This window comes from Amycolatopsis kentuckyensis (assembly GCF_002155975.1).
Lineage (GTDB): Bacteria > Actinomycetota > Actinomycetes > Mycobacteriales > Pseudonocardiaceae > Amycolatopsis > Amycolatopsis kentuckyensis.
Window position 1 is genome coordinate 1 of record NZ_MUMI01000259.1, and the last position, 19,556, is coordinate 19,556.

The window sequence follows — 19,556 nt, forward strand, 5'->3', positions numbered from 1 at the left end:
TCCGCGGCCAGGCGCCGGGCCACCGCCGCGCCGATGCCCTGCCCGGCGCCGGTGACGAGCACGATCTTGCCCCTCACCGCGACCGGTCCCGGGTGCGGGCCGGGCGGACCGGCGGCAGGTCGGTCCCGGCGACGACGGTGTTGCGGATCGTGCCGATGCCCTCGACGGTCATCTCGACGACGTCACCGGGCTTCAGCGGCGGCGGGTCCTGGGTGCCGCGACGGCCCCACAGCTCGGCGAGGCAGCCGCCGTTGCCGCAGGTGCCGGAGCCCAGCACGTCGCCGGCCCGGACCCGGGTGCCGCGGGCGGCGTAGGCGACGAGCTCCTCGAACGGCCAGCCCATGTTGGCCAGCCGGTCGTGCCCGACCTCGACACCGTTGACCGACACCCGCATGGCCAGGTCGAGGAAACCGTCCGCGTCCACGGTGAACTCGTCCGCGGTGACGAGCCACGGCCCGAGCGTCGTCACCGAGTCCTTGCCCTTCGCCGGCCCCAGCCCCACCTTCATCTCCCGGCGCTGGAGGTCGCGGGCCGACCAGTCGTTGAAGATCGTGTAGCCGAAGATCCCGTCCGGGCCCAGCACGGCCGCGACCTCCAGCTCGAAGTCGAACAACCGCGAGCCCGGCGGAATCGGCACGTCGTCGTGCGCGCCGACCAGCGCGGCCGGGTTGGTGAAGTAGAACGTCGGAGCCTCGTACCACTCCGGCGGTACCGAGCCCGGGGCGACCATGCCCTCGACGTGCTCCTCGAACGCGACGAAGTCCCGCACGGACGGCGGCTCGAGCGGCGGCAGCAGCCGCACGTCGGTCAGCGGCACCGCCGGTCCATCGAGAACACGGGCGCCGACGGGCAGGCCGGACCGCACCAGGCCCAGGACCGTCACCCCGGCCGGGAAGGCACGGACGCCGTCGCCGGAGACCACGCCGGCGTGCACCGCGCCGCGGTGTTCGTAGGTGGCGAGCCGCATCAGACCGGCGGGGCCACGAAGAGGCCCTTGTCGGGGTCGTTGAACGACTTCCGCGCGACGAACTCGTTCATCGCGTTCGCGGTGCCCCACTGGTCGGACACCTCGGGCTTCGAGAAGTCGTGCAGCTGCGGGTGCCAGCTGTCCTCGTCGACCAGCTCCAGCTCGGTGGTGTACTCGACGGTGTTGCCGTGCGGGTCGAGGAAGTAGCTGAAGGTGTTGTGCCCGGCCAGGTGGCGGCCCGGGCCCCAGATCTTCTCGACACCGGCGCGCAGCAGCCGCCCGGTGCCGCGCATGTACTCGTCGAGACCGCGCAGCTCGAACGACGCGTGGTGCAGCGACGGGTGCGGGCCGCGGGCGATCGCCAGGCTGTGATGCCAGGCGTTGATCCGCAGGAAGTACATCATCTCGCCCATCCGCGGGTGCATCAGCGTGTCGGACAGGCGGAAGCCGAGGTGGCGTTCGTAGAAGGCCCGGGTGCCTTCGGGATCGGCGGAGTTGACGACCACATGGGACAGTCGCACCGGGACGGACTCGCCTTCCTCGATCCGGCGGTGGCTTCGCGTCGCGACGTCCGAGCTGATCTCGATCGTGCGGCCCTCGTTGTCGAAGAACCGGAACCCGTACCCGCCGCCCGGGGTGTCCAGCGCGCCGGGCTCGTGCACGAGCGTGACCCCGGCCACGGCCAGCCGGCCGGCCAGGGTGTCGACGTCGGCGGGTGTCGCGGCGCCGAAGGCGATCAGGTCGATCCGCTTGTCCGCGGCCTGCCGCAGCCGGACGACGTACTGCTCCGGCGAGCCTTCGGCGGCGAGGAAGGTGATTCCGGTGTCGGCGTGTTCCTCGGCGAGGCCCCAGGCGCCGGTGTAGAAGTCCTGCTGGCGCGCGAGGTCGGGCACGGCGAGGTCGACGTGCCGCAGGTGGGTGATCAGGCGGTCGGTCACGGTTTCTTCCCTTTCAGGCGGGCTGGGACACGAGGGCGCCGATGCGGCGGACCAGGCCGGGCACGTCGCCCTGCTCGTGGTCGAGCAGCCACTGTCCGAGCTGGTTGGAGGCCTCGACGACGGTTCTCGCGCGGACGTGGCGGCGGGCGGTGAACTCCGCCCAGAGGTCGTCGTCGACGCTGTCGCGGGTGAGCAGCAGCTCGGCCAGCACAGCCGCGTCTTCGAGGGCTTGGGCGCCGCCTTGGGCGAGGGTCGGCGGGCAGGAATGCGCGGCGTCACCGACGAGCACGACCCGCCCGCGGTGCCACGGCGCCGGTACGACGTGCGTCTCGAACCGCGTGTAGTTCACCCGGTCCGGATCGTCCAGTGTGGACCGGATCTCGTCCCACGGGCCGTGGTAGGCGGCGGCGAGCCGGCACATGGTGGCGAGCCGCTCCCCGGGTGTCAGTCCACTGTGGTCCCGGAAGTCCTCGACGATGAACGCGTAGAGGGAGTCCGCCCCGGTCGGGGTGTAGCCGGCGATGTAGGACGGGCCGCCGTAGCAGAGGTCGGTGTGGGTGACCGACGCCGGGCGCGGGCCGAACGCGCGCCAGATCCCCATCCCGGTCGGCCGGGGCGTCACGTCGATGCCGATCAGCCCGCGGACCGCCGAGCGGATGCCGTCGGCGGCGACCACGAGGTCGTACCGGCCGGGCGTCCCCGAGGCCAGCGTGACGTCGACGCCGGAGCCGTCCTGGCCGAGCCGGGTCACGGTGTCGCCGAAGCGGATCTTCACACCGGTCTCGCGGGCGCGGTCCAGCAGGATCCGGGCCAGCGCGGGCCGCGGCATGCCCATCGAGGCGGGCAGGCCGGCCCCGCCGCTGCGGACGTCGGGGATCTCGGCCAGCAGGGTCCCGTCCGGCGCACGCAGGCCGAGGCAGTCGAAGGGGTACCCGGCCGCCTCGGCCCGCGGCCACACCCCGAGCCGGCGCAGCTCACGCAAAGCGTTGCCCTGCAACGTGATGCCCGACCCGATGGCCGCGACGTCCGGCTTGAGCTCGACGAGGTCGACGGCGACGCCGTCCCGCGCGAGCAGGATCGCCGTGGCGGCCCCGGCGAGACCGCCGCCGACCACCAGTACCTTCGTTACCGCGGGCATGTGAGGACTCCTTCGTCCTGGGGTTACTTGACGGCGATGGGCGCGACGGGAGCGCCGACCGCGCCGGTCACCGGCAGCGGGGCGGCGGTCAGCCAGAACTCGTGGACGCCGTCGGCCGCGCAGTCGGCGGCGAGCGTGTCGAGGTCCCACATCTCGCCGAGGAACAGGCCGAGGTGCGGGATGGCCACCTGGTGCAGGGGCTGGAAGGCGTCGTCGAACTCGTTGGGCCGGACCTCGACCCCCCAGGTGTCGGTCGCGATCCCGGCGATCTCGGTGCCGTACAGCCAGTCCACCGTGGAGAAGGACAGGCCGGGCGAGTCGCCGCCGGCGTAGTCGCCCCAGCCGTCCCGCCGGGCGCGGGTGAGCCGTCCGGTCCGCACCAGCAGCAGGTCGCCGCGGCCGACGCGCGCGGTGTCGCCGTGCTCGGCGATCGTCGCCTCCAGGTGGTCCGCGGTGATCGCGAAGCCGTCGGGCAGTTCGCCGCCGGTACCGAACACCCGGCCCACGTCCAGGAGCACCCCGCGGCCCGCGATCAGCCCGGCCGTGGTTTCGATGCCGGTGACGCGGTCGCCCTCGCTCGTCACGACATCCCCGGCGCGCCGGCCGTTGTAGGCGAGACCGTGGTCGAAGATGTGGCCGAGGCCGTCCCACTGCGTCGAAGCCTGCAGCGGCATGGACACCACGTCGTCGGCGCCGCCGATGCCGTGCGGGAAACCCTGCGTGCCGCGTTCGGCGTCCGTGCCGGTGTCGAGCATGGTGTGCACCGGGTTGGTGCGCCGCCGCCAGCCCTTCTGCGGGCCGTCGGCGTCGAAGCGTTGCGCCAGTGAGAAACTCGCGCCGCGCCGGACGAGCGCGGCGCCTTCGCGGCGTTTGGCGTCGTCGAGGAAGTTCAGGGTGCCGAGGACGTCGTCGGCACCCCAGCGGCCCCAGTTGGAGCACCGCTTGGCGGCTGCAGCGATCGCGCCCTCGGGATCGGTTCGGTCCACGCCTTCACTGTCGGTGGCCACGCGGTATCAGGGAAGACGAAATCGTTAATGCGCGGTATCAGCGCCATTGATACCGTGGCCTGGTGAACCTCGCCCGGCTGGACCTGAACCTGCTGGTGGCGCTCGACGCCCTGCTGCAGGAGCGCAGCGTGACGCGCGCGGCCGAGCGGATGGGGCTCGGTCAGCCGGCCGTGTCCGCGCAGCTGGGCCGGTTGCGCCGGCACTTCCACGACGACCTGCTGACCCGCACCGGCAACCAGTACCGGCTCACGCCGCTGGCCGTGCAGCTCAAGGAACGGGTGCGGGTCGCCCTGTCCGGCGCCGAGCGGGTCTTCGCCGCCGAACCCGACTTCGATCCCGCGTCGTCCACCCGCGAGTTCTCGATGCTGATGAGCGACTACGGGATCGCCGTGCTCGGCCCGGGGATCGCCGCCCGGCTCGCCGAGGAGGCACCGGGCACGCGGCTGCGGTTCCCCGCGAACACCCCGAAGATGGTCGACGCGGCCGTGCACGAACTCGTCCACACCGACCTGCTGGTCATCCCGCACGGGTTCGTCGACGACCTGCCGCACGCGGACCTCTACCGCGACGAATGGGTGTGCCTGGTTTCCGCGGGCAACACCGACGTCGGGGCGTCGCTGACCGTCGGGCAGCTGGAGACGATGCCGTGGGTCGTCACCTACCACGGTCCCACCGCGTCCACGCCCGCCGCGCGGCAGATGCGCATGCTGGGGATCGAGCCGCACGTCCAGGTGGTCACCGAGACGTTCCTGACCGTGCCGGGGCTCGTGGCCGGCACGAACCGCGTCGCGCTGCTCCAGCGGCGCTTGGCCGACGGCATCCCGGACGCGCTCGGGGTGCGTGCCCTGCCGTGCCCGTTCGAGGCGGCCCCGCTGGTGGAAGCCATGTGGTGGCACCCGATGTACGACGACGACCCCGAGCACCGCTACCTGCGGGACGTCGTGGCGCGGACGGTGGCGGCGGTGATCGGCATCGACGGCGGTGATGCGCCGCTTCGGCAGAAGTGATTTCCGCTCGCCCGGACCGGGCCTGACACTTCGACGCACACGCCGGTCGCCGACGACCGGCTCGGTGCCTTCCCGGAGCTGCCCGTGTCCGATCAGTCCGTCTCCGCTCCCCCGCTCGCCGCCGACCCGGCCACCGGCCGGCAGGCCGGCCCCGCCCAGGCGCTCGTACTGCTGCTGGCCAGTTGCCTTTCGGTGCTCGGCGCGGTGCTGCTCGCCCCCGTCCTGCCCCGCATCCAGGACGCGTTCGCCGGCACCCCCGGCGTCGCCACCCTCACCCCGATCGTGCTCACCGTGCCCGCGCTGGTCATCGGGCTCACCGCCTCGATCGCCGGCCGCGTCGTCGACCGGCTCGGCCGCAAGCGCCTGCTGGTGGGCGCGCTCGTCGTCTACGCGTTCGTCGGGACCGCGCCACTGTGGCTGACGTCCCTTCCCCTGATCGTCGCGAGCCGGGTCCTGGTCGGACTCACCGAGGCCGTGATCATGACCTGCTGCACCACGTTGCTCGCCGACTACTTCCACGGCCCCCGGCGGGTGCGGTACTTCGGCCTCCAGACCGTCTACACCACCGTCGCCGCCACGATTTTCTTCGCGGTGGGTGGCCTGCTCGGCTCGTGGGGCTGGCGCACGCCGTTCTGGCTCTACGCGGTCAGCCTGCCGCTCGCGTTCGCCGCCGCGCGGATCATCTGGCAGCCACCGCAGGCCCGGACCCGCGAGAAGCTGCCGCCCCTGCCGTGGCGCACCTTCCTGGCGCCGGTCGGTGTCACCTTGACCGGCGGGCTGGTCTTCTACGTCCTCATCGTCGAACTGTCCTACGTCCTCGACGGCATCGGAGTCACGGCCACCGCCACCGTCGGACTGGTCAGCGCCATCGGTTCGCTGGCCACCGCCGTCGCGGCCTACCTCTTCCCCCGCTTCGCGAAGCGGGGCCCCGCCGTCACCATCCCCGCGGCGTTCGTCCTGTGCGGACTCGGCATCCTCGTCCTCGCCCTGTCCTCCTCGGTCCCGGCCGTGGTGCTCGGCGCCGTCGTCACCGGCCTCGGCAACGGGCTGATGCTGCCGGCCCTGCTCACCTGGGCGCTGGGCAGCTTGACGTTCGCCCAGCGCGGCCGCGGCACCGGCATCTGGACCTCGGCCCTGTTCATCGGCCAGTTCGCCAGCCCGCTCATCGTCCTCGCCCTGACCGCAGCCACGACCGGCCTCTCCCCGGCCCTCCTCGTCGTCGGCACCGGCGCACTGCTCATCGCCTTGGCCGTCGTGATCGTCCGCCCCACGAGATCGGCCGCCGGTTGATCCGTCAGCAGCCGCGCTGCCCAACGCGCCAGGTCCAGGAGCGCACGGTCGTGGCCGGGTGCGCCGTCGAACTCGATGCCGATCGGCAGCCCGTTTCCGGTGAGCCCGAGGGGAATGCTGATGCCTGGCAAGCCCGCTCCCGCGAGGCGCATGAGGTCCCCGACGTCAGTGCTCCAGAACCGCAGGAACCCGTGCGGTGCGCTCTCGGCGGCGTCGGCCAGCACGGCGTCCCAGCTCGCGTGCTCGGCGCGCAGCCGCGTCATCCGCTCGAGGTCCACCGCCGGCACGGCGGCCTCGTAGCGCTTCCGAAAGCCGTCGAAGGGCACGCCGGTGTCGATCGACCACCGGACCACCTCGTGGCGGATCTGCTGCATGGGTCTTGGGACATGGAGACGAGCGAAGCGACGGGCGGCGCCACCCGCCGCCCCGGCGTCGGCGAAGGTGGTGCGTGGCTGCCCGATGCACAACGCCGCCGTCGAATCGGCCGGGACGCTGCCCGAGGCCTCGGCGGCGGTCCAGCGGCACAAGCGCGAGTTCGCCGCGCGCCTGGTCGAAACCGCCGCCGAAGCAGGCGCGCTTCAGCCCGAAGGACTGGCGACGGCGCTCATCGAGGGCGCGACCGAACCCGCCCGACCGCGGCAGTGACCTCTCCCACACCGAGGCGCCAGAAATAAGCAAACGCGTCATGCTTATTTCATGACTTGGCTCGCGACCGCGCGCTACGGCCCCCACCCCGCCCCGGGCGGCCTGGGGTTCGTCCAGGACCTGCTCAACACCCGGTCCGCCGGCCGACCGCGTCAGCCGGACCTGCTCGCCGACGTGACGTCGGCGCAGGACTGGGCCGACGGCGCGCTCGCGGCGTGGACCGAGGAAACCGGTCAGGACATCTCCGCCGTCGTCCTCGGTGAAGGCGACCTCGACCCGCTTCGCGATCTTCGCGTCGATCTCCACGCCCATGTCGGCGGATCGACGCGTGCCGCAGAACACCAGGCCGGAGTGGTGCTCCGCCTCGACCCGGACGGCCGGGTCCGGCCGGAACCACGCGGGACCGGCTGGCGGGCGCTGGCCTCGCTCGCGCTGATCGCGATCGCGGACGCGCAGTCCGCCGACACGTGGCGCCGCCTCAAGACCTGCCGCAACCCCCGGTGCGAAGCCGCGTTCTTCGACCGTTCGCGCAACAACAGCGGCACCTGGCACGACGTGCGCGTGTGCGGCAACCCGGCGAACTTGCGCGCCTACCGCGCCCGACAGCGTTCCGAAAACAACTGACTAATACACACCTATTTCGAAGGAAAACCATGCGCGCGATCCAATACGACGAGTTCGGCGGCTACGACGTCCTCCAGGCGGTCGACGTCCCCGTCCCGGTGCCGGCCGACGGCGAAGCCCTGGTGCGGCTCACCTTCGCGGGCGTGAGCCCGCTGGAGGACACCGTCCGCAGCGGCAAGCTCCCCGCGGCGGCCGTCAAACCGCTGCCGATCCGGCCCGGCGGGTTCGGCGTCGGCGTCCTCACCGAGCCCGGCGCGAGCGGGCTGCCGGCGGGCACCCGCGTCATCGTCAGCGGTGGCCGGTACGGCGTGGGTGCCGACGGCACGTGGGCCGAGTACGTCACCGTCGACCCGCGGCACGTCGTGCCCGTCCCGGACGACGTCGACGACATCGCCGCGGCCGCGCTCACCGCCGCGACCGGGCACCTCACCGCTTACCTGGCGCTCACCGAACTCGCCGGATTCCGGCCCGGGCAGTCCGTCCTCGCGCCCGGTGTCGGCGGCGGTGTCGGTCAGGGCGGCGTGGACGTCGCCCGGGTGCTCGGCGCGAGCGCGGCGATCACGACGGCCACCAGCACCGCGAGAGCCGACCGCGGCCGCGCGCTCGGGTTCGAGGTGATCGACCTGTCCACCGAGTCCCTCCGCGACGGCGTGCACCGGCTGACCGGCGGCCGCGGCGTCGACGTCGTCCTCGACGGAGTCGGCGGCGCCGTGACCGGCGCGGCCCTGGGCGCGCTCGCCGTGGACGGCACCCTGGTCAGCATCGGCTACGCCGCGAGCACCCGCACCGAAATCGACGTCACCGACCTCATCTGGAAGAACACCCACATCCACGGCTTCCGGTTCGCCCTGTTCACTCCGGAACAGATCAATGCCGCCAACACGCGCCTGCTCAGCCTGGTCGCCCACAAGGAGATCACGCCCCTGGTCGACCGCGTGTTCCCGCTGGAGCAGGCCGCGCAGGCGCAACGCCACCTCGCCGAAGACGGCCCCTTCGGCCGCGTCCTCCTGGCGATGTAGCCGAGGCGTCGTCCGTCAGCCGCGTCACGAGGTCGCCCCCACCGAGTCGACCACCACCTGGTCGGTGCTGGACCAGGCGATCACGGTCCCGTCCGTCGCGACCATCCTGGTGCCGATCACCCTGGAGGTCACCGGATCGAGGATGATTTCGCTGCGGAAGCGGTCCCCGTCCCGCCCGATGGCCACACCGGCGCGGCCGGCCAGGTCGACCTGGCCCGGCACCCGCCGGATGCCCGGCAGCAGGGCAATGGCCTGGTACAACGCGGTGCGGACCGCAGGCGTGAGCAGCGCGTCGGCACGGGCGGCGAAGCTGGCGGCCGTCTTGAAGGTCAGGTAGTCGGCGTCGTGCTTGGTGTTCGTGCCCGCCGCGGCCCGGAACACGGCCAGCAGCTGCTCCGGGTCGGTGGGCAGACTCGCGACCCAGGACAGCGTGGGGTGATCGACGCCCGGTTCCTTCGGCTCACTGACCGGCAGTTGTTCCTTCGGATCACCGTTCGGGTTCGGGTACACCTGCGTGTGCGGCTTCGGCAGGGACTTGCCGTTGCCGGCGAGCTTGCGCGCGTCCTCGTCCGTCGACGGGCGTGCGTTGAGGTCGGTCGCCATCTCCAGGCGCACTATCCGCAGCCCGTCCGCCGCGAACCACGCCTTGGTCTCCGTCTCCGAGACCACCTGGGCCTCGCCGCCCGTGCCCACCGGGATCCCGTTCACGATCTGACCGCGCACGTGCGAGTACACGAACTGGCCGGGCCGGACCGCCAGCGGCCGGAGATCACCGGTGTGCGCGGCGAGCGTGATCAGCGCCTCGCGAGCCGGGGTGTCCGCGCCGACGAGCGGCGCGGGGTGGCCGGGACGGGCCGGCCCGCCGCTGGTCGGAAGCGCGGTCGAGGGGGAATCGCCGTCGGTCGGCTGCACCGCGATGGCGATGCCCAGGCCCGCGACCAGCGTGACCGATGCGGCGACGAGCACCGCGCGCCCCCGGTAGCGGGGTGCCGGTGGGGCCTGCATCGACCGCAGGGCCTTGGCGCGCATCCTGGCGAGGCTGCCGTTGTCCGGCGGCGGGGTGTCGAGGACGGACCGGAGCAGGGCGATCTCGTGCCGCTCGTCCGGTGCTTGCTGAGTGTTCACGAGGTCATCTCCTGGGAGGCGGATCCGTTGGCATCGGCGGGAAGGACGTCACGCAGCCGTTTCCTGGCCCGGTGCAGCGCGGAACGCACCGTCCCGACCGGAATCCCGAGCGCGGTGGCGATCTCGGCGTAGTCGAGGTCCGCCAGCGCGAAGAGCAGGAGCACGTCCCGCTGCCGACGCGGCATCTGTTCGAGAGCCGAAGTGATCGACCGCACGTACTCGGCGGCATCAGTACGCTCGACCGCCCGCTGCGCCGGCTCATCACCCCCGGCGAGGGGCGGCACCACCTTCGCCATGGCGCGATACCGCGCGACCTCCTGCCGCCACCGCCGCCGCAACAGGTTGGTGGCGATCCCGTACAACCAGGGCAGGGCGTTCACCCGGCCGGCGTCGTACCAATCCCGCTGCTTGAACGCCAGGCAGAACACGTCGGCGACGACGTCCTCCGCCACCCCGGCCCTGACCCGGCCGGCACAGTACCGGTGCAACGCCCCCGCATACCGATCGAACAGCACCCCGAACTGCTCGGCATCCCCGGCCACCAGCTCCGCGTCCGACGCCGGCCACCCGACCACCGGCGGATCGCTGTCTCCCACAGAACGCAACGATGTCATGGCCCTCTTTGCCACCACCCCCCTTCCAGGTTCCCCGACCGCCGGAAGGCGGCCTGATTGTTCAGCGGGCCCACTTCCCGGCCCAGGCCGTGTCGGCGCTCGCCGACCAGAAGTTGTCCATCAACTGCGCCGCGGAGCGCGGATCGAAGCCGAGGTCGGGCGGCGGCAGTTCACGCCGCTGCGCGGGAGTGCCCAACCCCATGATGACCTGCTCGAATCCGCCCGGTGTGTAGCCGTTGAACACGTGCGCGGCGCTCCGCGTGGTGAAACTGTGCACCGTTCCACGCGGAATCCACACCGAGTCACCCGCCGTCGCGCGCATCGGCGGCTCGTCCCCGACCCGGAATTCGATGGAGCCTTCGAGCACGTTGAACCACTCGTCGATGGGGTGCACGTGCGGCGGCGGCCCACCATCCGCCGGCATCCACTGCTCCATCACCGAGAACGCTCCCCCGGTCTGCTCCGAGTCGGCCAGCACGACCCAGAGGACACCGAACGCCCAGTACGCCGGCGCCGTGTCCCTCCCGGTCATGAACGGCACGCCATGCGGAGGGACAGCGGCGACAGTGTTGTTCTCTTCCTTCATGATCGCGTCCTTTCAGCGGGGGGTGCGAGCGGGTAGACGTCTGCATCGAAGAACCGGGCGAACGGCAAAGTGGCCAGTATCTCCGCCACTTGCCCCTCATCGGCGGCGACGATCTCGACGAACGTCGCCCGCCGCGCCGGGGAAACGTGGTGGGCGCCGATCCTCCCCTGTGAGCGCAGCACCTCCAGCTGCTTGTGCTCGTCCTCTCTCAGCGCGGCGAATTCCCCGAGGTCGGTGTCGTCCCGGAGGGTTCCGACCACCATGAACGTCGGTGCCGCGGCGGGGTTCGGAGGCATGTTTCTCCTTTCGAGGGCGCATCGGTCGCCCTGATGTCTCGACGTGACATCACCGTAGCACCGATGTCGCGCCGCGACATCACATTGATGTCACGGCGAGTCATCGCGCCAGGTATCCTGGTGCCATGCCCCGGTGGGAAGAAGGCAGCGAAGAGCGGATGAAACAGTCCGCCATGGAGCTGTTCGAGGAACAAGGCTTCGAGGCCACCACCGCGGTCCAGATCGCCGAACGCGCCCGCGTCACCACTCGGACTTTCTTCCGCTACTTCCCCGACAAGGAAGAAATCCTCTTCGCCGACGCGGCCCTGCTCAGCGCGGCGCTCGTCCAGGAACTCCTGCAGGCGCCCGACCTCGAACAACCACTTCGGGCCGTGGTCCGGACCTTGGCCGGGTACGACTGGGAGAAGCTCGGATCACGAGACGTCCTGCGCCGGCGAAGCCGGCTGATCGCGTCGAATCCCGGGTTGCTGGAACGCGATCTGAGCAAGCAACACCAGATGGCCGAAGGGTTCCGCCAGGCACTCCGCGAGCGTGGAGTCGATCCCGACGTCGCGGAGCTGGCAGCCGGCACGGGGAGCCAGATCTTCCGCACGGCGTACCGCAAGTGGCTGGAAAGCGACGACAACACCGACCTGACGGCCATCACCGACACCGTGACGTCGCTTCTCACCGACATCTTGCCCGTGGCCCGGTCGCCACGAGGACGCGGCCGGGCGCCGGGCGCTCCGACTGCGAAGTAGGCCGCCGCCGCGGGCCAGCTCAGCCGCCGAGGCGGTCCGGCCCGTACGCCGGTCCGCACCCGCGTTGTACGTTGTCCACGAGCCGTCGACGCCGAGGGAAAGCCGTTGGCCGCGTGGCTAGGAGGCAGTGTGCTGGAAGCGCTGGGCATGACTCCCGAGGAAGAACGGGTCTACCGCGTGGTCGTCGGCGGGTACCGGACCGCGCCCGACGAGATCGCGGGCCGGATCGGCGTGCGCCGCGACGAGGTGGAGCCGATCCTGGAGGCCCTGCTGGTGAAAGGGCTCGTCAGCAGGGCCGACGGGCAGTACGTGTCCGCGCCACCGGACGTCTCCCTCGGCCCGCTGCTGGTGCACGGCCAGGAGAAACTGGAGGCTGCGAGGGCCGCGGTGTCCCAGCTCGCCGAGGAGTACCGCAGCAGCGCGCGGCGGCGCGACTCCGCGCAGCTCGTCGAGGTGATCACCGGGGTGGACGCGATCCGGCGGCAGGCCCTCGCCATCCAGCGCGGCGCCCGCGAAGAGTCGCTGTGGTTCTGCCTGGAGGGCAACGTCGCGATGGCGGCTTCGGAGAACGTCGAGGAGGCGCTGGCGCAGGCCCGCGGCGTGCAGTACCGCGTGATCTACGAGACCGGCCTGCTCGAAGAACCCGGCCGGATGGTCAACGTCCTGGAGGGGATCGAGGGCGGCGAGATCGCCCGCTCGATCTCGAAACTGCCGGTGCGCCTGGCCATCTCCGACCGCAGGGTGGCGCTGTGCCCGCTGGTCACCCACGACAGCACGGGCGAACCCACCGCCGCGCTCGTCCGGGAGAGCAGCCTGCTGTCCGCGCTGGTCGCGTTGTTCGAGGTCTACTGGGAACGCGCGTCGCCGCTGCGGATCGGCGACACCGCGCCCACCGCCCACCTCGACCCCGACGAGCGGCGGCTGTTGTCCCTGCTCATCGGCGGGGTCAGCGACAAGTCGATCGCGACCCAGCTCAACGTCAGCTACCGGACCGTCCAGCGGCGCCTGCAGGATCTCATGCGCCGGGTCGACGCCCGCACCCGGATGCAGCTGGCCTGGCAGGCCAGCAAGCTCGGCTGGCTGGACGAGCCGAGCCCCGGGCACCTCCTGCCGAGAACCGGCGGAAGGCACCCGGAGCCCGTGCGCGACGCTATTTGAGCCCGTACGCCCGGATCACCGTCTGGTCGACGGCGTTGCCCGCGTGGTCGGTGGCCTGCACCCGCAACGCGACGAACCTGTTCGTGGCCCCGAGCGACGGGTGGTCGATCGTGGCCTCATAGGACTTCCCGGTGCGCTTGACGCCGACGGCGCGCCAGGTCTTGCCGTCGTCGTAGGACGCCCAGGCCTTCACCGACCGCACGTCCGGCGCGGCCATCCCGTCCTGGAACCGGGCGGTCAGGCCGATCCTGGCCGGGCGACCGGCCGGGAGCCGGTTGCCGGCGTCGGCGTCCACCGCGTAGTCCAGCTGCAGCAACGGAAGCAGCGCCGGAGCCGCCGACCGGGCCGAGCGGAACGTCCACGACGTCTGCGTGCTGGTCCCGAACAGCCACTCCGGCGAATCCCGCCGCACCGACAGGTCGAGCCGGTAGGTCGCCGGGTCCGCGCCGGCGGGGAAGGTGCCGTACGCGTAGGGCTGTTCCGACACGAGCTTCCCGTCGCGGAACAGTTTCGCCGAGGTGGTGGCCGGTCCGGCCTGGTCGTCGCCTTCGTTGAAGCCGTAGTGCCCGGCCTGGCTGTCGACGAACTCCGGGACGCGGATCCGGAGGTGGTCGCCCTCGCGGGTCGAGTCCATGCCCGGCACGCCCCGCGGGATGGCGGGCCGGACGACCGGCGCGAACCAGTCCTCGGTGATGTTCTCCTTACCCGTGTAGGTGCGCGGTGCCGTGGTCATGCCGCCCTGGAGCGGCGACATCTCGTCCCAGATCAGACCGTGCTTGACCCGGTGCTGCCACTGGACGTCCCCGGAGCTGACGTACTCCTGGCGGGTCGACGGCGTCGTCACGTACCGCTGGTACTCGTTGACGGCGAAGTCCTGCCACGGCTTCCACGCGAACCGCTGCTCCTTCGCCTCACCGCCGCTGCCGGTCTGGCGGTAGTGGGTGGTGACGGTCGCGGTGTTCGCCGCGGTGACCCGGTGGACGGGCTTCTCCGGGATCCGGTCGCGCTCGGTCTGCACGACGTCGTAGAGGTACGGGCTGACCGCGACCCCCTGCAGGCTCAGGAACGCCGGGAAGTGCTTGAGCTTGGCCAGCAGCGCGAGCCCCTCGTCCCGGTCGAGCTGGACGGTCGGGATCTTGAGGAACGGCGCCGCGCTGATCGAGGGCACCGAGGCGGTGCCCCAGCCGTCGGGCACGACGATGAAGACGATCGCCGCCCCGGCGTCCGCGGCGGCGCGGGAGACCTCGTCGCGGTTGTAGTCGGCCGGGTCCGGGTCGACGATCGCGGCCTTGCCGCGCACGTCCGCCTTCTTGAAGTCCGCCGGCTTGCCCTGCCCCGCCGAGACGGCCTGCAGCAGCCGCCGGCCGTCCAGCTTGGGCGACCCGGCGAGGTAGCGGTTCGTCAGCGGATCACGGCCGCCCAGGACGTTCACCGTCAACGGCGGCGCGATCCTCGACCAGCGGGAGCCGAACTCGAAGGCCCCGGTCGTCACCTTCGGGGTCGGGGTGACCCGGAGTTCGCGGGTGTAGTCGAACTGCATGGCGTAGTTCGCGATCTTGCGCGGGCCGAGTTCCCGGTAGGTGTAGTAGCTCCAGATCCCGGCCTGTTCAGACGGTTGCGGGGTCTGGATGTCCACCTTCACCGCCTTGCGGGCGTCCAGCACGACGGTCGTGTCGCCGGTGATCCGCAGCTCCGGCAGGACGACCTGGAAGACGGTGAGGCCGTCCCGGGCCCCGTCGACCTCGGCGGTCAGGTAGTACACGCCCGCGCCGAGCTCGACCGTGAGCCTGTCGCCGCCCAGCCAGGTGTTGACGTCGAAGCGGTAGTCCTCGCCGTACACCAGCAGCCACGGCGCGACGGTCGGTTTGCCCTGCAGGTCCAGGGCGGTGAGGGTGACCTTGTGTTTGGGCGCGGTCTTGTCCGCGCCGACCGCGGTATGCGCGACCACGCCGTTCGCGGTCGCGGTGAGCCGGCCGCTGTAGGTGCCCGGTGCCAGTTTCGCCGGGTCGCCGGTGATCGTGACGGTCGCCCGGCCGCCGGCCGGAACGTCCACGGTGGACTTGCTCAGCCGGATCCCGTCCCCCGCGGGGACGCCGCCGAGGGACTTGGCGTCGAGCGCGAGCTTCAGTGAGACCGGTGTGGTGCCCACGTTGGTGTAGGTGACCTCTTCGGACACCGGCGCTTTACCGTCCTCGACCGCGCCGAGGTCGAGCGTGCCGGTGGCGAAGACCTGCTGCTTCACCGCGCGCGCCACGTCGACCCGGCCGCCGCCCTGCTCGAACACCGAAAGCCCGCCGGTGGTCAGGGAGGTGCTGGCCAGCGCGTCCTTGAGCTGACTGCCCTTCCAGTCGGGATGCTGCTGGGCGAGGATCGCCGCCGCGCCGGCGACGTGCGGCGTGGCCATCGAAGTGCCGGAAGCGGCGGTGTAGTGGTCGTCGACGACGTCGCCCATGGCGGTCCCCGCGGCACGGGCGGCGACGATGCCGACGCCGGGTGCGGTGATGTCGGGCTTGACGGCGTTGTCGCCCAACCGCGGTCCCCGGCTGGAGAACGACGCCAGGCTCTCGTCACGGCCGACGGCGCCGACGGTCAGCGCGGCTTCGGCGGTGCCCGGCGAGCCGACCGTGTAGGCGCCTTGTTCGCCGTCGTTGCCGGCGGCCACCACGAACAGCGTGCCGGTCTGGGCGCTGAGCGCGTCGAGACCGAGGCTGAGCGCGTCGGTGCCGTCGGTCGGACCGCCGCCGAGGCTCATGTTGACCGCCTTGGCGCCGGAGTGCGCCGCCCATTCCATCCCGGCGAGGACCCAGGACTCGTACCCGAAGCCGTCGTCGTCGAGCACCTTGCCGACGAGCAGTTTCGCGCCCGGCGCGGCGCCCTTGAGCCGGCCGCCCGAGGCGGCGCCGGAGCCCGCGATCGTCGAGGCGACGTGCGTGCCGTGGCCGAAGTGGTCGGTCGTGTCGGGGCTGGTCGTGAAGTTGACCGCCTCGCTCACGCGGCCGGCCAGGTCGGGGTGGGTGGGGTCGTAGCCGGTGTCGAGCACGGCGACCGTGGTGCCGGTGCCGTCGTAGCCCGCGGCCCACGCCTCGGGGGCGCCGATCTGCGGGACGCTGCGATCGAGGGAGGCGCGGACCTTGCGGTCCAGGGAGATCCGCTCGATGTTTCCCGACGAGGCCCAGAACGCGGCGGCGGTGGCCTTGCTCGCCCGGGCGGAACGGCCGTTGACGCTGGTCAGCGTCGCGCCCAGGTCGGCTGCCGCCGTGGCTTTCCGGAGGTCCGTGCCCTTGCGGTAGGTGAGGATCAGCGGAAGGGTCGCCGACTGCTCGTCGGCGTACCCCTCGGCGATCAGCTCGGTGACGTCGAAGAGGGTCCGGTCGACCTGCTTCGAGCCCAGCCGCGGGGTGACGTCTTCGGGGAAGACGCTGAGGTGGCCATCGACCTCTTGCTGGTGGAACCGGATCTTCTCCCGGCCCGGTGCGGGGTGGACGGTGGCGGCCTGCTTGCCGCCGGGCTGCCGTTCGACCTGGACGACGTCCCCGGTGAGCAGGGTGACCGAATGGCGTTCGAGGCCCGCGGGTGACGGTGCCGCTTGCGGGCCGGGCGCCGCGTTCGCGGCTCCGGCGGTGCCCGCGGCGAGGGTGCCGACGCAGGCCACGACCAGAACAGATGATCTCCAGTGCATCGCACCAGGCTCGCGCCGCCGCCGTCATCCGTCACTAGGACGGAGGCGTCCGAATCACGACACGTCGCATCTTCGTCAGCGGCCCTTGCGCACGATCGCGGTCACCTGCTCGCCCTCGCCGACCTCCAACGGCCCGGCCGGCCGCTGCGTTTCGACGCCGACCGCGGCCGCCAACGCGCAGCCGTACAGATCGAGCGCGGACTCGACCAGTGCGGTGAGGTCGATGATCGCGGCCCGGCCGCGTACCCAGCCCGTCGTGCCGACCACCACCGCCACCACGACGGCCGGCCACCACAGCGCGCCGAGCACGAGCGCCGGCCAGGCCCAGCTGGCGACGGTGACCGCGGCCGCGAACGCCCCGTTCGCGGCGGTGATCTCGGCGCGTGCGGTCTCCGGCATGGTGAGCCAGAAGCGGGACCACGCGAACGGGAGGTCCAGGCCGTACCGGTCGGCCGCGATCCGTTCCACGGCGTGGATCCGGTCGCCCATCCAGGTCGGCCGGCCCGGTCTCGCCATCGCGACCGCGTTCATCCGCGCCGCGGCGAGATCGATCTCGCGCTGCGTCGAGGCACTTCGCGTGCCCGCCGGTTGCGCGGCCTCCAGTTCCTGGCGGCGGCGCAGGTGCCGTTCCCACCGCCGGGCCCGCCGGGCCGTCAGGAGCGCCCCCGGCCACCGGCCCAGCCACAGGGCGCGGGTGACGCCCGCCATGGCCTGGACCACCAGCCCGACGCCGGCCGACGCGAGCAGTGCCGCGACGAACACCCCCGCCTGCACGGTCGCCGGCCGGCCGGCGACCGACGTCGTCGCCGCGGAGAGCGCCTGCGCCGCCATCGACAGGTCCAGCGCGTGCTGGTGCCCCGACCGGACACCGACGATCGCACCGGCGACGAACAGCGCGCCGGGTACGAGCAGCAGGCCGACCCACCGCTGCGCGAGGGTTTTCGCCAGCTCTTGGAAGAAGCCGTTCATCGAATGCGCTTCATCGCCGAATCGGTCACCTGGCAACGCGGCACCGGCCCGGCGGGGACCGGCCGTTCCTCGCGCGAACAGTGGCCGTGCGGACAGCCGAAGAGTTCCTCGTGGGCCCGGCCGGCGCCGGCGCCGGGCAGTCCGTGTTGCAGCGAACGGTGTCCGGTGGCCGGGTCGATGTCGAAGTACCGCTTGAGCAGACCGGAAATCGGCCGGCCGGCCGCCGCCGCCCGCTCTATCCGGGCCAGCTGCCCGTGCTTCGTCTCGTCGAGCCGCGCCACCTCGGCACGCAGGTCCGGCAGGTCGAGGCAGAACCGCGCCAGCACCTGTCGTTCGGCGGCATCCATCCGGCTCTCCCCCATCTCGGTTCCCGCTGCCGGGATCGCGCGACGGCCGACGACCCGGTTGGTATGGTATCGGCCGGTGGCATCCGACGAGGCGCTGGCTCGATTGTCCGAGCGGCTGGCCGACTTCCAACGATCGGGCCGGCCCGACGCGTTGTTCGCGGCGGCGACCACTGCCGACGCGGACGAGTTGACCTCGATCGCGTCGTCCGGCACGGGCACTGAGTCGAGCACCACGGCCTGCACGGTGCTCGGCCGGTGGCACTTCTTCCGCTCCACTGCCCTGGCCGGGGCGGCCCAACGCGCGGAACTGGCCAGGGCGCTGACCTTTCTCGCGCCCCTGGCCGGCGATCCGGCCGTGCTGCCCGATCCGCTGCGCCCACTCCTCGGCCCGACGGCCGACGCGACCGCCCAGGACCAAGCCGGGACCGACCTGCTGCGTGCCGCCTTCCGCACCCCCGATCCGCATCTGGCCGACGCCGGGATCACGCTGCTGGCGGCCGCGGTCGCCGCGACCGCCGACGACGATCCCCGCGCCGGCGCCCGGATGGCGATGCTCATCGTCGGCCACCAGTGGCGTTACCAACGCACCCACCGTGCCGACGATCTGGAGCGGACCATCGAAACGGGGGACCGGGCGATGCGGGTCCTCGGGGCGGACCACCCGGAGTTCGCCGGAATCCTGTCGAACCTCGGCGTGGCCCATCGAGCCCGGTACACGCGAACCGGGGCAATGCCCGACCTGACCCGCTCGATCGAACTCACCGCGACGGCGCTGGCCGCGCATTCCGCCGACGACCCCAGGCGCGCGGTGTGCTTGTCCAACCTTTCCGACGGCTACCGCGACCGGTCGGGCAGAACCGGTGATCTCGCCGATCTGGCCGCCGCGGTCGACTGCGCCGAGCAGGCGTTGGCCTGCACACCTGCCGGCCACCCGGACCACGCCGGCTATCTGGCCAGAGTCGGCGCGGTCTGCTTCCGCCGGTACGAGCGCCTCGGCGACGTCGCCGATCTGCGGCGGGCGATCGAGTTCGAGGAACGGGCGCAGACGGCGGACCCGGGCCTGCACCGGCCGCCGGCCCACCTGTGCGTGATGTATCGCGAGCGGTACCAGCGGTTCGGCGATGTCGCCGACCTGCGCCGGGCCCTCGAGTCGGGCGAGCGGGCATTGGCGATGCTGCCCGAGGGCGACGTGCGCCGGGCCGTTCCGGCGTCCATGCTCAACCTGGCCTGTCGCCACCTGTACGAGGCGACGGAGGACCTGGCCCACCTGCGGCGCGCGATCGGCTACGGCCGGCTGGCGGTGGCGACGTACCCGGCCGGTTCGCCGGACCGGGCGAGCGCGCTGGGCAATCTCAGCCCTGCGCTGCAGCGACTCTACGAGCACACCGGCCTGCTGTCGGATCTCCA

Annotated in this window: 18 protein-coding genes and 1 pseudogene; 8 read left to right on the plus strand and 11 right to left on the minus strand. The window is 72.1% G+C overall.

From position 1 onward, the window contains the following. Nucleotides 1–73 precede the first annotated feature (73 nt). Genes CCN39_RS24520 through CCN39_RS24535 form a run of 4 tightly spaced genes read right to left on the minus strand, consistent with a single transcriptional unit; the run spans nt 74 to nt 4,029 of the window. On the minus strand, nt 74–967 hold the full coding sequence (locus CCN39_RS24520) for a fumarylacetoacetate hydrolase family protein (protein ID WP_086845706.1): 894 nt from the start codon (nt 965–967) through the stop codon (nt 74–76). Further along, on the minus strand, nt 967–1,905 hold the full coding sequence (locus CCN39_RS24525) for a VOC family protein (RefSeq protein ID WP_086845708.1): 939 nt from the start codon (nt 1,903–1,905) through the stop codon (nt 967–969). Before CCN39_RS24525 ends, CCN39_RS24520 begins: the two co-directional genes overlap by 1 nt. Before the next feature lie 13 nt (nt 1,906–1,918). Then, the gene (locus CCN39_RS24530; RefSeq protein WP_086845710.1) at nt 1,919–3,043 is read right to left on the minus strand and encodes an FAD-dependent oxidoreductase; all 1,125 of its coding nucleotides are present in this window, start codon (nt 3,041–3,043) and stop codon (nt 1,919–1,921) included. A 23-nt stretch (nt 3,044–3,066) separates the two neighbouring features. Next, complete coding sequence (locus tag CCN39_RS24535) at nt 3,067–4,029, minus strand: cyclase family protein (protein ID WP_086845731.1); 963 nt, start codon at nt 4,027–4,029, stop codon at nt 3,067–3,069. An 83-nt stretch (nt 4,030–4,112) separates the two neighbouring features. Between CCN39_RS24535 and CCN39_RS24540 the strand changes: the two genes are divergently transcribed. The 5 genes from CCN39_RS24540 to CCN39_RS24565 all read left to right on the plus strand — a co-directional run bounded on the left by CCN39_RS24540 (nt 4,113) and on the right by CCN39_RS24565 (nt 8,635). Continuing rightward, nucleotides 4,113–5,057 carry a LysR family transcriptional regulator gene (locus tag CCN39_RS24540; protein ID WP_086845711.1) on the plus strand — a complete coding sequence of 315 codons (945 nt, stop codon included), beginning with the start codon at nt 4,113–4,115 and terminating at the stop codon, nt 5,055–5,057. A gap of 84 nt (nt 5,058–5,141) precedes the next feature. Then, nucleotides 5,142–6,347, plus strand: coding sequence for an MFS transporter (locus tag CCN39_RS24545; RefSeq protein WP_086845713.1), 1,206 nt, complete (start codon nt 5,142–5,144; stop codon nt 6,345–6,347). Nucleotides 6,348–6,806: 459 nt separating this feature from the next. Further along, nucleotides 6,807–6,992, plus strand: a complete 186-nt coding sequence (locus tag CCN39_RS24555; protein WP_208630357.1) for a hypothetical protein — start codon at nt 6,807–6,809, stop codon at nt 6,990–6,992. Between the two features lie 51 nt (nt 6,993–7,043). Next, nucleotides 7,044–7,616, plus strand: a complete 573-nt coding sequence (locus tag CCN39_RS24560) for a CGNR zinc finger domain-containing protein (RefSeq protein ID WP_086845715.1) — start codon at nt 7,044–7,046, stop codon at nt 7,614–7,616. A 29-nt stretch (nt 7,617–7,645) separates the two neighbouring features. Continuing rightward, nucleotides 7,646–8,635 (plus strand): quinone oxidoreductase family protein, encoded by a 990-nt coding sequence (locus tag CCN39_RS24565; protein ID WP_086845716.1) that lies wholly within the window; start codon nt 7,646–7,648, stop codon nt 8,633–8,635. Between the two features lie 24 nt (nt 8,636–8,659). Here the strand turns inward: CCN39_RS24565 and CCN39_RS24570 are convergent, their stop codons facing one another. The 4 genes from CCN39_RS24570 to CCN39_RS24585 form a co-directional block, all read right to left on the minus strand. Then, nucleotides 8,660–9,760 (minus strand): CU044_5270 family protein, encoded by a 1,101-nt coding sequence (locus CCN39_RS24570; protein WP_086845717.1) that lies wholly within the window; start codon nt 9,758–9,760, stop codon nt 8,660–8,662. Next, nucleotides 9,757–10,356 (minus strand): RNA polymerase sigma factor, encoded by a 600-nt coding sequence (locus CCN39_RS24575; RefSeq protein ID WP_208630359.1) that lies wholly within the window; start codon nt 10,354–10,356, stop codon nt 9,757–9,759. The genes CCN39_RS24570 and CCN39_RS24575 overlap by 4 nt, the downstream gene beginning before the upstream one ends. 79 nt (nt 10,357–10,435) lie before the next feature. After that, nucleotides 10,436–10,906, minus strand: coding sequence for a cupin domain-containing protein (locus CCN39_RS24580; protein ID WP_244210982.1), 471 nt, complete (start codon nt 10,904–10,906; stop codon nt 10,436–10,438). Between the two features lie 50 nt (nt 10,907–10,956). Further along, on the minus strand, nt 10,957–11,256 hold the full coding sequence (locus tag CCN39_RS24585) for a muconolactone Delta-isomerase family protein (RefSeq protein ID WP_086845720.1): 300 nt from the start codon (nt 11,254–11,256) through the stop codon (nt 10,957–10,959). 125 nt (nt 11,257–11,381) lie between these two features. Between CCN39_RS24585 and CCN39_RS24590 the strand changes: the two genes are divergently transcribed. Both CCN39_RS24590 and CCN39_RS24595 read left to right on the plus strand, forming a co-directional pair. Next, entirely contained in the window at nt 11,382–11,996 is a 615-nt protein-coding gene (locus CCN39_RS24590; RefSeq protein ID WP_086845721.1) for a TetR family transcriptional regulator, read from the plus strand. A gap of 129 nt (nt 11,997–12,125) precedes the next feature. Beyond that, nucleotides 12,126–13,154, plus strand: a complete 1,029-nt coding sequence (locus CCN39_RS24595) for a helix-turn-helix transcriptional regulator (RefSeq protein WP_086845723.1) — start codon at nt 12,126–12,128, stop codon at nt 13,152–13,154. On the opposite strand, the gene CCN39_RS24600 is transcribed toward CCN39_RS24595, so the two are convergent. From CCN39_RS24600 to CCN39_RS51880, 3 genes are all read right to left on the minus strand, one after another. Continuing rightward, nucleotides 13,147–16,833 (minus strand): S8 family serine peptidase, encoded by a 3,687-nt coding sequence (locus CCN39_RS24600; RefSeq protein WP_086845725.1) that lies wholly within the window; start codon nt 16,831–16,833, stop codon nt 13,147–13,149. The two genes, CCN39_RS24595 and CCN39_RS24600, sit on opposite strands and share 8 nt — an antisense overlap. Nucleotides 16,834–16,908: 75 nt before the next feature. Then, nucleotides 16,909–17,802, minus strand: a complete 894-nt coding sequence (locus CCN39_RS24605; RefSeq protein ID WP_086845727.1) for a hypothetical protein — start codon at nt 17,800–17,802, stop codon at nt 16,909–16,911. Then, a complete protein-coding gene (locus CCN39_RS51880; RefSeq protein ID WP_244210983.1) occupies nt 17,799–18,383 on the minus strand; it encodes a hypothetical protein in 585 nt (194 codons plus the stop codon). The genes CCN39_RS24605 and CCN39_RS51880 overlap by 4 nt, the downstream gene beginning before the upstream one ends. Before the next feature lie 10 nt (nt 18,384–18,393). Here CCN39_RS51880 and CCN39_RS24615 point away from each other — a divergent pair. Next, nucleotides 18,394–19,556: pseudogene (locus CCN39_RS24615) on the plus strand (tetratricopeptide repeat protein); the annotation flags it as partial.